This is a genomic window from Calditrichia bacterium (assembly GCA_020634975.1).
GTDB lineage: Bacteria > Calditrichota > Calditrichia > RBG-13-44-9 > J075 > JACKAQ01.
The window spans coordinates 295,803-310,469 of the sequence record JACKAQ010000003.1 but is presented as its reverse complement, the minus strand read 5'-3'; the positions used below and the strand labels follow the sequence as shown (position 1 = coordinate 310,469).

At 50.2% G+C, this 14,667-nt stretch carries 13 protein-coding genes; 9 read left to right on the top strand and 4 right to left on the bottom strand.

Features of this window, described 5'->3' with window-relative positions:
- Positions 1 to 123: 123 nt before the first annotated feature.
- Together H6629_18920 and H6629_18915 are read left to right on the top strand one after the other, a co-directional pair.
- Positions 124 to 1,983, top strand: a complete 1,860-nt coding sequence (locus H6629_18920) for a class I mannose-6-phosphate isomerase (GenBank protein ID MCB9069855.1) — start codon at positions 124 to 126, stop codon at positions 1,981 to 1,983.
- 2 nt (positions 1,984 to 1,985) lie between these two features.
- Positions 1,986 to 3,542 carry a sugar hydrolase gene (locus H6629_18915; GenBank protein MCB9069854.1) on the top strand — a complete coding sequence of 519 codons (1,557 nt, stop codon included), beginning with the start codon at positions 1,986 to 1,988 and terminating at the stop codon, positions 3,540 to 3,542.
- Between the two features lie 134 nt (positions 3,543 to 3,676).
- On the opposite strand, the gene H6629_18910 is transcribed toward H6629_18915, so the two are convergent.
- On the bottom strand, positions 3,677 to 4,117 hold the full coding sequence (locus H6629_18910; protein MCB9069853.1) for a YjbQ family protein: 441 nt from the start codon (positions 4,115 to 4,117) through the stop codon (positions 3,677 to 3,679).
- 276 nt (positions 4,118 to 4,393) lie between these two features.
- Here H6629_18910 and H6629_18905 point away from each other — a divergent pair, with 276 nt between their 5' ends.
- Together H6629_18905 and H6629_18900 are read left to right on the top strand one after the other, a co-directional pair.
- Positions 4,394 to 5,299, top strand: a complete 906-nt coding sequence (locus H6629_18905) for a carbon-nitrogen hydrolase (protein ID MCB9069852.1) — start codon at positions 4,394 to 4,396, stop codon at positions 5,297 to 5,299.
- 5 nt (positions 5,300 to 5,304) lie between these two features.
- Positions 5,305 to 6,387, top strand: coding sequence for an agmatine deiminase family protein (locus tag H6629_18900; GenBank protein MCB9069851.1), 1,083 nt, complete (start codon positions 5,305 to 5,307; stop codon positions 6,385 to 6,387).
- Between the two features lie 79 nt (positions 6,388 to 6,466).
- Here H6629_18900 and H6629_18895 read toward each other — a convergent pair whose 3' ends face one another.
- From H6629_18895 to H6629_18885, 3 genes are read right to left on the bottom strand one after another with little or no spacing between them, the layout of a single operon-like run.
- Complete coding sequence (locus H6629_18895) at positions 6,467 to 6,805, bottom strand: type II toxin-antitoxin system PemK/MazF family toxin (protein ID MCB9069850.1); 339 nt, start codon at positions 6,803 to 6,805, stop codon at positions 6,467 to 6,469.
- Complete coding sequence (locus H6629_18890; GenBank protein ID MCB9069849.1) at positions 6,790 to 7,032, bottom strand: ribbon-helix-helix protein, CopG family; 243 nt, start codon at positions 7,030 to 7,032, stop codon at positions 6,790 to 6,792. The genes H6629_18895 and H6629_18890 overlap by 16 nt, the downstream gene beginning before the upstream one ends.
- A 55-nt stretch (positions 7,033 to 7,087) precedes the next feature.
- Positions 7,088 to 7,798: a hypothetical protein gene (locus H6629_18885; GenBank protein MCB9069848.1), complete on the bottom strand. Its 711-nt coding sequence runs from the start codon at positions 7,796 to 7,798 to the stop codon at positions 7,088 to 7,090.
- Between the two features lie 86 nt (positions 7,799 to 7,884).
- On the opposite strand from H6629_18885, the gene H6629_18880 reads away from it, so the two are divergent.
- The 5 genes from H6629_18880 to H6629_18860 all read left to right on the top strand — a co-directional run bounded on the left by H6629_18880 (position 7,885) and on the right by H6629_18860 (position 14,662).
- On the top strand, positions 7,885 to 8,502 hold the full coding sequence (locus H6629_18880) for a pyridoxamine 5'-phosphate oxidase family protein (GenBank protein ID MCB9069847.1): 618 nt from the start codon (positions 7,885 to 7,887) through the stop codon (positions 8,500 to 8,502).
- The gene (selB, locus tag H6629_18875; GenBank protein ID MCB9069846.1) at positions 8,502 to 10,436 is read left to right on the top strand and encodes a selenocysteine-specific translation elongation factor; all 1,935 of its coding nucleotides are present in this window, start codon (positions 8,502 to 8,504) and stop codon (positions 10,434 to 10,436) included. The genes H6629_18880 and selB overlap by 1 nt, the downstream gene beginning before the upstream one ends.
- Before the next feature lie 185 nt (positions 10,437 to 10,621).
- Entirely contained in the window at positions 10,622 to 12,331 is a 1,710-nt protein-coding gene (locus H6629_18870; GenBank protein ID MCB9069845.1) for a hypothetical protein, read from the top strand.
- A 186-nt stretch (positions 12,332 to 12,517) separates the two neighbouring features.
- On the top strand, positions 12,518 to 13,315 hold the full coding sequence (locus H6629_18865) for a tryptophan synthase subunit alpha (protein ID MCB9069844.1): 798 nt from the start codon (positions 12,518 to 12,520) through the stop codon (positions 13,313 to 13,315).
- 42 nt (positions 13,316 to 13,357) lie between these two features.
- Positions 13,358 to 14,662, top strand: a complete 1,305-nt coding sequence (locus H6629_18860) for a PAS domain-containing protein (protein MCB9069843.1) — start codon at positions 13,358 to 13,360, stop codon at positions 14,660 to 14,662.
- Positions 14,663 to 14,667 lie beyond the last annotated feature (5 nt).

Sequence of the window (14,667 nt, the reverse complement as noted above, 5' to 3'; positions counted from 1 at the left end):
ACCGGAGAGAACGCAGTGTTCGCAGAGGAAATATCGATATTTTTTCTCTGGATCCTCTGCGGACTTCGCGATCTCTGCGGTTAAGAAGCCTATTGTTAAATTACTAGAAAACAAGGAGTTGGGATGTCTGTAAATTCCCCGGATGCCAACACGAGCGATCCGTTTGTTGCACCATTGCCAAAATCACAAACCACTTTTCCGCGTGGTTTATTTGATACACTTCCCGAATTTGAAATCTCTGCCGGAGAAATAACCGGTGGCTATCCGGCGCTCGCAGATCGCATTGCCGGAGCAATTCCGCACGGGTTGCGGGTGCTGGCGATCGACGGATTTCATGGCACGGATTGGGCTGCGTTTCGCTCCGGCATCGATGCGCAATTAGCAAAACACAATATTTTTCCCGAATGGTGGGATGTGCGCGATTGCTTGCTGCCTGCCGAAGTGATTCGCGAAAAAATCACGCCGTTTTTGGGCGGTGACGATCCGCTGTGGGGCACCCATTTCCCGATGGGACCGGATGTGTTTTTCGATGCCGAAAAAATCGCCAAAAATCGCATTTTAGCCGCAATGGCGCGCGGTGAGGCATCCGGAAAATTAACCATATTTTACGGCTGCGGTGCGGGTTTGGTCGAGTTATTTGATCAAATTTGGTACATCGATGTGCCCAAAGATGAAATCCAGTTTCGCGCCCGCCGGAAAAAAATCACCTGCCTCGGCGAAACCGAAATTCTGCCGTTCGGCGATTTTTACAAACGCACCTATTTTGTCGATTGGCCGGCGCTGAATCGCCAAAAACGGATGCTGCTGCCGGAAATCGATTGCTTTATCGATCTGACGGACTCGGCGAAACCAGCGGCAGTCAGCGGCAGCGATTTGCGAACAGCGCTCCGCGAACTTGCCGAAACCCCGTTTCGCCCGCGACCGTGGTTTTATCCCGGACCGTGGGGCGGCAAATACATGCAGGGACACATGGGGCTCGATCCCGAGCAACCCAATTTCGCGTGGTCGTTTGAGATGATCGTGCCGGAAAATGGTGTTACCATTGCCAAAAACGGTGTGCGACTGGAATTTTCGTTCGATTGCCTGTTGTTTCAGGAAAATCGCCGGGTGATGGGTGCTGCTGCGGCGCGCCAGTTCAAATATGAGTGGCCGATCCGGCTGGATTATCTGGATACCATCGATGGCGGAAATCTGTCCACCCAATGTCATCCGCGCCCCAATTTCATGCGCCAAAACTTTGGCGAAACATACACACAGGATGAAACTTATTACATCAGCAACGCCAAACCGGATGCAAAAGTCTATCTCGGATTGACCGAAAATTGCGATCCGGCGGAATTTCGCACAGCGCTGGAAGCGTCACATCGCAACGGCACGGAACTGGATTTTGACAAATTCGTGAACAGCGAACCCGCAAAACCGCACGACCTGTTTCTTATTCCTAACGGCACGGTGCATTGCAGCGGCACGGGCAATCTGGTGTTGGAAATCAGCGCAACGCCCTACATTTTCACGTTCAAAATTTACGATTACCTGCGGAAAGATTTGGAGGGAAATCTTCGCCCGATGAACATCGAACGGGCGTTCGAGAACATCTATTTTGATCGACGCAAAAAATGGGTGCAGGAAAATTTACTCGCCAAACCGCAGTTGCTCCGCGAAGGCGACGGCTGGCGGGAGGAAGTGCTTTACGATAAATCGTTCACGTTTTACAACGTTCATCGCGCTGAATTTGAGCGGGAATTTGAATTCGACACCGCAGATCGCGGATTTGCGGTGAATCTGGTCGAAGGCGAATCGGTGGAAATTTGGGGTGAAAACGGGCGCAAAATGCCGCTCAAATATCTCGAATCGATGCTGATTCCCGCAGCCTGTGGACGGGTGAAAATTGTCAATCGCGGTGATCGACCCTGCAAAATGGTGCTGGTATTTGTCCGCCCGACGGTTGGCGTCAGCGAACCGCTCAATTCGCCATCGGATTGAAAATGGGTTTCGGTGAACAACAAAAACAGTGGCTGGCAATCGCGGAGTCGCTAAAACCGGCGTTATTTCGTGAGATAAAATATCCGAAATTTGTGGTCGAACCGGTTGCCGATGCCGATGCATTCCAAAATTGGCAAATGAAAAATGTGCAGCCGGTTGCGGATTTGCTGAAATTGTCATTTGCGGAAGGTGATCATTTTGTGCTCGATTTTGGCGAGCACATCGTTGGATATTTGCAATTTTCGCTGTCGCTGGACGGCGCGGCGATGGGCGGACCGCTCCGGCTGAAACTTACTTTCGGCGAAGTGCCGTCGGAAATTGCCGAACCGTTCGATCCCTATTCGGGATCGCTCAGTCGCGCCTGGTTGCAGGATGAAATCATCACTGTGGACGAATTGCCGCAAACCGTGCGGCTTTCCCGGCGCTTTGCCTTCCGTTTTCTCAAAATTGAAGTGTTGGCCTGTTCGTTCGATTATCGCTTTCGTTTTGGCGATTTTCGCTGTGAAACGGTGACGTCCGCACCGCCGGATATCGAAACATATTGTGATGAACGTATCCCAGAATCGCTCCGCGAGATTGATCGTGTGGCGCTGCGAACGCTGCGCAATTGCTTCCAAACCGTGCCGGAGGACGGTCCCAAACGCGACCGGCGGCTCTGGCTGGCGGATTCACCGTTGATGGCGCAGGTGATGTATCAGACCTTCCAAAATTACGATATTTACAAACGCGTTTTACATCTTTTTGCCGGGCTTGCTCACGATGACGGACGCATTCCCGCATGCGTTTACGAACAGCCGCAGCCGCACATCAGCACGGAATTTATCAGCGATTTTGCGATTATGTACGGCGCGTATCTTCTTGATTATGCTGAAAATAGCAATGATTGGGAGACCGCCGAACGGCTGTGGCCTGTTGCCAAAAAACAGCTCGATGTCGCGTTGGCATATCTCGACGAAAACGGCTTGTTTCACGATCACGGGAAATATTGGGTGTTCATCGACTGGCAGCCGGAACTGGACAAACAGGCAGCGATGCAGGGGTTGTTCATCCATGCGTTCAAACAAATAATGGCGCTCGCCACAGTCATCTCCCGGGAAAATGAAGTGGCGAAATTGCCGGAAATCATCGAAAAAATGACGGCGGCGGCGATGCAATTGCGATCAGAAGATGCACCGTATTTTTTCCTGAGCGGCGATTCGCGGCAGCTATCGTGGGCATCGCAAATTTGGATGATTTTGGCAGAGGTGGTAGACGCACCAACCGGTGCAAAATTGCTCCGGGAGACCATCAAATCACCGGACGCCGTCAAACCGGCGACGCCGTTTATCTACCATTACACCGCCGAAGCGATGTTCAAATGCGGGTTGCAAACAGAAGCTATTTCGCTGATTCAATCGTATTGGGGAAAAATGGTGGAGCTGGGCGCGAGCACATTTTGGGAAATTTTCGACCCGGAAGATCACTGGAAATCGCCGTATGGCAGCCATCACGTCAATAGCTATTGCCATTCGTGGAGTTGCACACCGGCGTATCTGATTCGCAAATATGTTGTAAAATGATGTTTTTTGCCATTTTTGCACGGAGCAGCACAGAGGAAAAAATTAGATCGATGTAATGTAATCTAAAATTGATTTTTTTTGTTTCGCTAATGGCAAACCGCCAACCGCTAATGGCTAACCGCTAACCGCTTTTTTCACCCAACCTGCTCACCCGATTCTCCCCAGGCAGTCACCACCAGCCGCCGCGATCCACCGTGATCGCGATGTTCGCAGAGATAAATGCCCTGCCAGGTGCCCAAATTCAACTGCCCGTTGCTCACCGGAACCGTAACGCTGCTGCCGAGCAGCGATGCTTTGATATGCGCGGGCATGTCGTCCGGACCCTCAAAAGTGTGGCGATAGTACTGTGCATTTTCCGGAACCATCTCGTTGAAATGCGATTCCATATCCAGCCGCACATCGGACGACGCATTCTCGTTGATGCTCAGCGAAGCCGACGTATGTTGAATAAAAATATGCACAACACCTATTCGCAAATCACGCAATTCTGGAATTTGTCGCTCAATTTCATGTGTGATAATATGGAAACCGCGCTTTTTCGCTGTTAACTTGATCGATTTTTGAATCCATTTCATGTGGGTTGCTCCGGGTGTTTTTTCAACATATTTGCCGCATGGGCGCAAAGTTCACAATGTAAAATCTGCGGATTCTTTAATTGAATTTCAATTTTTATTTAATTTTAGACAGGATTTCAGAATTAACTGCATATTCTCCTTAACAACTTTGCGCCCTTCGCGCCTTAGCGGCAAAAAACGACAACCACAAATTTACTTTTCACTTTCATTTTCTCGCGATTCGTTAGTTTATTACGGTTCTATTTTGGAAATTTTTGTTGAACGAAAGGCGGAAAAATGAAACCTCGTGATAAATATGTGGTCGGGCTGGTGCAAATGTCCGCATCGGAAAATCCCGACGAAAACCTGCAAAAAGCGATTCATCTCAGCGAACAGGCAGCGAAAGATGGCGCACAGATCATCTGTCTGCCGGAGCTGTTTCGATCGCAATATTTTTGCCAGTGCGAAGATGTCGATTTGTTCAATCTGGCAGAAAACATTCCCGGACCGTCCACCGATGCGCTCGCAAAAGTGGCGAAATCACATAACGTGACCATCGTTGCATCGCTGTTTGAGGCGCGCGCGGCGGGATTGTATCATAATACCGTGGCGATTTTGAATCCGGCTGGCGAGATCGACGGCATCTATCGCAAAATGCACATTCCGGACGATCCGGCGTATTACGAAAAATTTTATTTCACGCCCGGCGATCTCGGTTTCAAAGTGTTCGAAACGTCGCAGGCGAAAATCGGCACACTGATTTGTTGGGATCAGTGGTTCCCGGAAGGCGCGCGACTGACCGCGATGCGCGGCGCGGATATCCTCTTTTATCCGACGGCCATCGGCTGGCATCCCCATGAAAAACAACAACTTGGCGCAGAACAGCGCGATGCCTGGCGAACCATTCAGCGCGGTCACGCGATTGCCAACGGCGTGTATGTTGCGGCAATCAACCGCATCGGGCACGAAAAAACCGTTCCCGGCGAAGCGGGCATCCAGTTTTGGGGAACCACGTTTTTAGCCGACCCGTTTGGCGTGGTCATCGCGGAAGCGTCGATCGATAAAGAGGAAACGTTGATCGCGGAAATTAATCCGGCGCGAATTGAGGAAGTGCGGCGCGGATGGCCCTTCCTGCGCGACCGGCGGATTGACAAATATGGCGACATTACCAAACGATTCATCGACGACAGCAACATTGGATAATGAAAATGAACAACGAAAATATTGTAAATACCGAGCTTACCGGATTTCGTTTTCCGGCGGAATGGGAAAAACACGAAGCCACCTGGCTGGGCTGGCCGCACAATCGCACAGATTGGCCCGGCAAAATTGCACCGATCCACTGGGTGTACGGCGAGATGGTTCGCAAAATCGCGCCGGGCGAAAAACTGCATATTTTGATTCAAAACGAGGCGCTCGAAAATAGAGCCAAACGCGTGTTAACGCGAATCGGCGTCGATCTTTCTCAGGTCGAATTTTTTCGATTTCCGACCAATCGCGGGTGGACCCGCGACACCGGACCCATTTTCATCAAACGCGAATCGCCGCAGCCGGAAATTGCCATCGCCGGATTCCGTTTCAACGCGTGGGCAAAATATCACGATTGGGAGCTGGATTGCCAGATTCCCCAAAAAATTGCCGATCGCACCGGACGGCAACTGATCCCGATCCGCAAAAATGGGGTGGACGTGGTGCTGGAAGGCGGCGCCATCGACGTGAACGGCGCCGGAACGCTGCTCACCACCGAAGAATGTTTGCTCGATCCGAAAACGCAGGTGCGCAATCCGTCGCTCAGTCGTGCGGACATCGAAGCGGTGCTGTGCGACACGCTGGGTGTGTCGAATGTGCTCTGGCTGAACAAAGGCATCACCGGGGACGATACGCACGGGCACGTCGATGATTTTTGCCGATTTGTGAATCGCAACACGGTTGTGCTCAGCGAAGAAACAAATGGCAGCGATCCTAATCATGCAATATTGGAAGAAAACCGCGAGCGACTGGAAGGTTATCGGTTAGAAGATGGCTCGAAAATCAGCATCATCCGGCTACCGATGCCCGAACCGCTGATGTTCGACGGCTATCGTTTGCCGGCGAGTTACGCCAATTTTTACATCGCTAATCAAGCGGTAATTGTGCCGACGTTTAACGATCCGAACGACCGGATTGCGTTGGGAATTCTGTCAGAATTGTTCACCGACCGAAAAGTAGTTGGCATTCACGCAGTGGATTTGGTGTTGGGATTGGGCACGCTGCATTGCCTCACACAGCAGGAACCGGCGTTGCAAGGATAGAGGAAAAAGGGAAAAGGAAAATGTAGGGGCACGGCGTCGACGTGCCCCAAAGCGGCACAACGCACCCCTTTAAAAAACATCAATTACCAATTATTTCATTCAACCCATCTACAATATTATCAACAACTTCAGGCGGAAGCTGGGTAATTCTGTTATCCAATCGCTCAACCGACAGCGTGCGGATTTGACTGATTTTCACCCATGACTTTTTTGGTAGATCTTGGTTTTGCAGTTCGAAAGTCAATGGAAATCCGGCGGTTGGCTGTTGACTGGTAATCGCCATTGCGATGACCGTTCCCGATCGTGCATTGAAAATGTTGTGGCTGATGATCAGCACCGGTCGTTTGCCAGCCTGCTCTCTGCCGCGTACGGGATTCAGATCCGCCCAATAAATATCGCCCCTCAGTATTCTGGCCATTCATCCATCTCCGTCGACATCCCTTCTTCAGCAATCGCTTTTTCAAAATCCGGATCGAGTTTTGCGCATTCAACAGCGAGGCGGCTTTTGTTTATCCGGGTCAATTTGTCGAGGATTGCCTCCTGAATAGCTTTGCTGCGATTGGGAAAAATGCGTTTTTCAACCAGTTCATCTACCTGTTGCAGCAGACTGTCTTCCAATGAAATGGCAATTTTTTTCGTTGACATACACTTCCTTTTGGTATTCCGATTTGTCATACTTTAGTGATTTTTGCAGGGAAAGTCAAGCCGATTTTCCCCCCGTTCGCCAGTGCAAATAAAATGACGCCAGAAAATAAAACGCCGGATAAAACAGCGATCCGTACAGCAGCGACGGTCGCGGATCGTCAAATTCGCGAAACAGCAGCACAAAAATAACCACCCACAGCGCGAAAAATGCCCGGTCGATCACCCGAAATTGCCGCGTTTCATTGAACGACATAAACTTGATTGGAGCGAAGGTCAGCGCAGCTAAAACCAGTAAAATCAACCCGCTTTGCCAATCCGCTAAATCCAGCCAAAACAAATAAATAGCTACCGCGTTCCAATACGATGGGAATCCCGTGAAAAAGCCATCGCTGGTTTTCGCGGCAACGTTGCAGAAACCGTATGCCGAGGCAACCAGTATCGCAAACAGCGCAAATCGCCAGTATCCGCCCGGCAATTCAAATTGATGCATAAAAAACACCGGCACAAACGTGTAGGTCAAAAAATCAGTGATATCGTCCAGCTTGCGTCCGTCGAAATTTGGCGTGTATTTTTTCACTTCCCATTTTCGGGCAAAAGTGCCGTCCGTGCCGTCGATGACCATCGCCAGCGCGATCCACAGCGCGGCGGAAAACGCATCTTCGTTGACGATGGAAACAGTTGCCAGCAGCGCCACCGGCACGCCGAGCGCCGTATAAAAATGCACCAACCACGCTCGCGCAACCCGTCGATTATCAGATTTTTTCATCGTTTTCGGTTGTTTTTTGGGTTCATCTCTCTGTAAAATTGCGCATCAGTTTACGTAAAAATCACAATTTTTCAAAACGGGGCAGCATGGGCGAGTATCAACACGAAAGCTGGGATTCCTTCGACGAAATTCTCCAAAAATGTTTCGGGATGCTCGAGACCGGCGTTTCCGACCGGCACGATCCGCTGCACACGCCGGTGATCGGCACGGTTGAAAATAACGCGCCACAGTTGCGAACCGTCATTTTTCGAAAATTTGATCCGGCATCGCGAACGCTGATTTTTCACACTGATTTTCGAACCGAAAAAGTAGCGCAAATTCAGAATAATCCAGTGGTTAGCTGGCTGTTTTATCACCCGGAGCGAAAGGTGCAGTTGCGGATTATCAGCGATGCAAAAATCCATTCCGACGACAGCATTGCCGATGAACGGTGGGCCGCCAGCCAGTTGATGAGCCGCCGCTGCTACTGCATTCCGATGGCGCCCGGCACCCTTTCCGATTCGCCGGAATCCGGATTGCCGGAATATTTGCAACTGCGCCGCCCCACCGAAAGCGAATCCAACGACCTCGGACGCGCCAATTTTTGCGCGATATCCTGCCAAATTCGCGAAATGGACTGGCTGTATCTCGCGGCAAAAGGGAACCGCCGCGCCAAATTTGAATGGAAAAATGAACACCTTCACGCAACCTGGCTGATTCCCTGATGAGCGAAAAACCGAATGTTGACAGCACCCGCCAATTTGTGATCGGCACTGCCGGGCACATCGATCACGGCAAAACTGCGCTGGTGAAAGCGCTTTCCGGCGTTGATACCGATCGGCTGCCGGAGGAGAAAAAACGCGGCATCACTATCGATTTGGGATTTGCGCATCTCACTGAAAATATTACATTTATCGATGTTCCTGGGCACGAGCGCTTCATCAAAAATATGGTGGCAGGCGTCAGCAGCATCGACCTCGTTTTATTCGTGATCGCCGCCGATGACGGGGTGATGCCGCAAACCCGTGAGCATTTTGATATCATCAATTTGTTGCACATTCGCCACGGTATTTTTGTGATCACCAAAACCGATCTCGCCGATGACGACTGGCTGATGCTGGTGGAAGACGACATTCGTCAATTGCTCTCCGGAACGGCGTTTGCAGATAGCCCGATTTTACAAACATCCGTCGCCAAAAATGTGGGCATCGACGAGCTTCGCGCAAAAATTCTCGAAACACTCGCCACCATTCCCGCACGGGCGGATTCGGAAATTTTCCGGCAGCCGGTGGATCGCGTATTTTCCGTGAAAGGCTTTGGTTCGGTGATCACCGGAACCGTAATTGGCGGGCAGCTAAAGCCGGGCGACGAGCTGGAAATTCAGCCAACCGGACAGAAAACCCGGGTGCGCGGCATGCAAAGCCACGATGCGGATGTGTCGTTTGTGCGCACCGGCGATCGCGCAGCGGTGAATCTGGCGAATGTGGAACCGCACGAAATCGAGCGAGGGATGGTGCTTGCACAAGTTGATGTTTTTCAGCCGGTTACGCTAATGAACGTATCGCTGAAAATGCTGGCGGATGCACCGGCGCCGTTAAAAAATAATCAGCGAATCCGGTTGCATATTCACACAGCGGAAGTGATGGCGCGGGTGCTGCTGCCGGATGCGCCAAAGCTGAATCCCGGTTCGCAAACATTCGCACAACTCCGGCTGGAATCGCCGCTGCACGCGATGGCTCAGGATCGATTTATCATCCGGCAATACTCGCCGCAGCGCACGATCGGCGGGGGAGAGGTGCTGCAAATTAACCCGTTTCGCTATCGCAAAAAATTTGCAGACCTGTTTCGCGAAACGATGATCCGGTTCACCGGCGATGACGATAAACTACGCATTCTGGCGACATTCGACCGGATTTCCGCAAAGCCGCAATCGCTGTGGGAGATCAAAATTTCGGTCAATTTACCGCTGGCGGATTTGCAATCGAATCTGAAAGCGTTGCAGAAAAATCAGCAAATATTCGCGGAATCGATTGCTGGAAAACCTGCATATTTTTCGGCGGAACAGATTGTTGCCGTCACTGAACGGGTGTCTGGGCTGCTCGCAAAATATCACCAAAAACATCCCGGCAGAACCGGGATGAAAGATGCGGAAATTATCAGCGCACTTTCGCGGTATTTTCCGGCGGAAGCGATTCGCAAATCGTTGCAAATTGGTGTGAATCAGAAATCGCTGGCGAACGATTCGGGTAGCTACCGGCTGTTCGATTTTACACCGCAATTGTCATCGAAGGATTCTGTGGTGTATCAATCGCTGGAACAGCGTTACCGCGATGCCGGATTTGCGCCGCCAACCGTAAAGGATGCAATAGTTGAGTTTGGCGTATCTGTGAAAGATTTTAAAGAGATCACCCGGATGCTCCGGGAAGAAGGGAAATTAGTGCAGGTGGACGCAACATTGCTGTTTCACAGCGATGCGTTTTCGAAATTGCTGGATTTGCTGCGCGGCTATTTTCAATCAAATAATCAGATTTCAGTTGCTGAATTTAAGGATTTGATCGGCTCCACCCGCAAACACGCGATTCCGTTGCTGGAATATCTGGACAATCGCGAAATCACCCAACGCGACGGCGACGCGCGCAAAGCCGGACCACAATTGTGATTGTTGCGGTTTGCTCTCGCTATCCAGTTTTTCAGTGAATCATTCTTTGAATCCGTCACAAATAAATGTACCCGCTTTACCGGTTTCTCCAAAAAATACTACTGATTTGCCCCATCGATAGAAACTTTATTTCAAAACTCCCGTCTTTGAAAAGTGTTAACGAAGACCATAAAGGGAGTTTTAAAATGAGAACAACATTCAAATTGATGGTAGCAGCGATAATGGCGAGTTCATTTTTCGGGGTGATTTTGGCGCAAACTGAATTGGTGAAAATCGAGCGAATTGATCCCGAAGAAGTAAAATTTGCCGGATTCGTGCTGGATAGCGAACAGGATGTTCAAATTGACGCGGTTGGCACCCATCATCGCAGCCGTAATTACATGACCACCAGCGCATGGATTTTGAACGCGGATAATCGCGAAGTGGTTTGGGAGCTGACAGACGCCAATTCCAAATGGCTGGAACGCCGTTTACGGGAATACAAAGATACGGTTCGGCTGCCCAAAGGGCGATACGAGGTGTATTATGCCAACTTTCCCTCATGGGAATGGCACGATGGCTGGAGCTTTACCAACTTCTTTTTCGGACGCGATCGCGATGATGATCGTGAATACGAATTGTCCGAAGATTTTTACGTGACTGTGACAGCGAACGGCAAAAAGCTGAGCACTCAGGAAGTAATTGATTATCAGGAAACGCTTAAAAAACAAGCGGTTGTGAATCTCACTACCAGTCGCGAAGAGGAATATTTGAAACAAGGTTTCGAACTCAGCAAAGCAACGGATCTCGTTGTTTACTGCCTCGGTGAAGCCCGCGACGGCACGTTTGATTATGGCTGGATTATCAATGCGGATACCCGCCGGCAAGTGTGGCGGTTCGACGATCGCGACAGCGATTACGCCGGTGGCGCAGAAAAAAACCGCTACATGAAAGAAACCATCAATTTGCCGGCCGGCAGATACGCCGCGTTTTACGTAACCGATGATTCGCACACCCCGCGCGACTGGAATTCCCCGCCGCCGCACGATCCGGCATTTTGGGGATTGAGCATTTACACCGAAAAAGATTCGGATCGCAACAACGTAAAATTGTATAATTACGAAGATATTCCGGCCAAAAACGTGATTGTTGAGCTGAATAAACTGCGCGATGACGCATACGTCAGCAAAGGATTTTCGCTCAAAAAAGATATGAAAGTGCGCGTTTACGCCATCGGCGAAGGCACTGGTGGCGATATGTATGATTACGGCTGGATAACCGACGCCACCAATCACGAACGCGTTTGGGAAATGAATTATCGCGATACCGATCACGCCGGCGGCAACAGCAAAAACCGGCTGTCGGACGAAGTGATCGATCTCAAAAAAGGCAATTACATGGTGCATTTCGTGACCGATGGCTCCCACTCCTGGCGTGATTGGAACGCCTCTCCGCCGTTTGATCAGGAAGCATGGGGCATCACCATTATTGCAGCGGATGACAATTTCAAATCCAGCGATATTGGCGAATACCGCGAAGAGATGGACAAAAATATCATCGCTCGCATTGTGGAAGTTGGTGATTGGGAAAACCGCAAAGAACGGTTTTCATTGAATAAAGACGGCAATGTTCGCGTTTACGCCATCGGCGAAGGGCGCAGCGGCGAGATGTTCGATTACGCCTGGATCGAAGATGCCAAAAGCGGCAAAGTGGTTTGGGAAATGACTTATCGCAGCACCGATTATGCCGGTGGTGCCCGCAAAAACCGGGAATTTAACGATACCGTTTTCCTGCGTGCCGGCGATTACGTGCTCCATTACGAATCCGACGATTCCCATTCCTTCCGTGATTGGAACAGCGCACCGCCGCGCGATCCGGTCAATTACGGTGTCACCATTTACAAAATCGAAAACTAACCGAATAGCCTTCATACAGTAGCACTCTCCACACAACGCCGTCGCGGCTTTTGCCCGGCGGTGTTTTTTTTTTTATTTTTTCACCTGAAACAATTGGATTCTATCGCGGTTGGTGGTTATCTTCCAATCTTAAAATGGAAACGGGACCAGCCGGTACCGAATGAAGAATTGTTACGGAAGAAAATAATGACATCGAATTTTCGAACATACCTTGACGAAAAGCGCCGCAACGGCGAGAAAATGTTGTCCATTTATCTGACAACCGGATTTCCGACGCCGGATGCTACGCTGCCGTTGCTGAACGCAATTGTGGACGCCGGTGCCGATTTGGTGGAATTGGGCATCCCGTTCAGCGATCCGCTGGCAGATGGCCCGACCATCCAAAACGCCGCGCAAGTTGCCCTGAAAAACGGCACAACTCTTGCAAAATCACTAAAAATGCTCGCGGATTTTACCGCTGCGCAATCTGTTCCCGCAATTTTGATGGGATACAGCAATCCGTTTATGCATTACGGCTGGGCAAAATTGATGGACGATGCCAAAGCTGCCGGCGCCGGTGGTTTTATTATTCCCGATCTGCCGCCGGAAGAAAGCGAACGCATTTGCGAAATGGCCCGCGAACGGGATTTGGATATTATTTTTTTGGTGGCACCGAATACGCCAAAATCGCGGATTGAGCTGGTAAACAGCCAAAGCGGCGGGTTTGTTTACGCCGTTTCGCTGACCGGCGTAACCGGCGCACGGGATACGCTGCCACCGGAAACGCGGATATTTCTGGAGCGATTGCGCTCCCAAATCGTGCATCCGGTGTTAGTGGGATTCGGTATTTCCAACGCGGAAACCGCCCGCGCCATCGCCCCGTACTGTGACGGCGTGATTGTCGGCAGCGCAGTAATTCGCGCCATCGCTGAAGCAAAAGATATTGATAGCGCGGTTGCCAGCGTTCGTAAATTGGTTGGCGAAATCAAATCGGCGTTAACATAATTATCGCTGATAAGCAATTGTAAATAAAGAAATTGAAGTCCTATGTCCGAGCCGGATGACGTCAAAAAACAGCAGCCCGAAGAAGAACTGGACACGCTGAAAAAGCGGATTAAGGAATTGGAACGGCTGGAGATCAGCCGGGAAAAGCTGCAGGATATCCTCCGCGATAGCGAGCAAAGCTATAAACGGCTGGTGCAATATCTCACGGATTATATTTACACCGTTTTCATCGAAAACGGCGAAGCGGTTTACACCTATCACGGTCCGGGTTGCCAGGCGGTTACCGGTTATTCATCGAAAGATTATCTGGATAATCCCGGTTTGTGGTTCGAAATGGTGTATGAGGATGATCAGGAAGTGGTGCGGGCGCTCACCCAAAAAGCCCAAAACGGTGAGGAAGTTGCGCCGTTTGAGCACCGCATTCGGCACCGGGACAGTAGCGTTCGCTGGATCAAAAATACCATCGTTTTGCACAAAGATGAAAGCGGGCGCGTTGTTTCGTATGACGGTTTGATCAACGATATCACTGAGCTGAAGCACATCGATAACGAAAAACGGCGGCAGCAGCAACAGTTGATTCAGGCTGATAAAATGGCATCGCTGGGTGTGCTGGTAGCCGGTGTCGCTCACGAAGTGAATAACCCCAATAATTTCATATTGTTAAATGCCCAATTTTTGTCCGATGCGTGGAAAAATATCCGCCCGATTCTGGATGAATATTATGAGCAAAACGGTGAGTTTCACCTTGCCAGTATCCCGTTTACGGAATCGCGGCAGAGCATTACAGAATCGCTGGCGGGCATCATCGACGGTGCGGTGCGCATCAAAAAAATTGTCAACAGCCTGAAAGCATTTTCGCGCAAAGATAAAGGGGATTTAAATCAAAATATCGATTTGAATGCGGTGGTAAAATCTGCAGTGCTGTTGAGCAACAATCTCATTCACAAATCGACCTATTATTTTTCAACTTATCTGGCAGAAAATTTACCGATTATTCACGGCAATCGTCAACAGTTGGAGCAGGTGCTCATCAATTTGCTAACCAACGCTTGCCATGCGGTGGACGATCCGGAAAAAAGCATTTCGGTATCCACCTGGTTCGATGAAATTGAAGAAAAAGTGGTGATCGAAGTGCGCGACGAAGGCGTTGGCATCGATCCGAAAAATAGAAATCATGTGTTCGATCCGTTTTTTACCACAAAACTGGATCAGGAGGGCACCGGACTTGGGCTTTCGATTTCGTATCAAATTATCAAAGATCACAACGGTGCCATTTTGTTTGATTCTGAACCGGGGCACGGAACGACCGTTTCGCTGCGGTTGCCGGTTGCGCATCCGGTTAAATAATACAA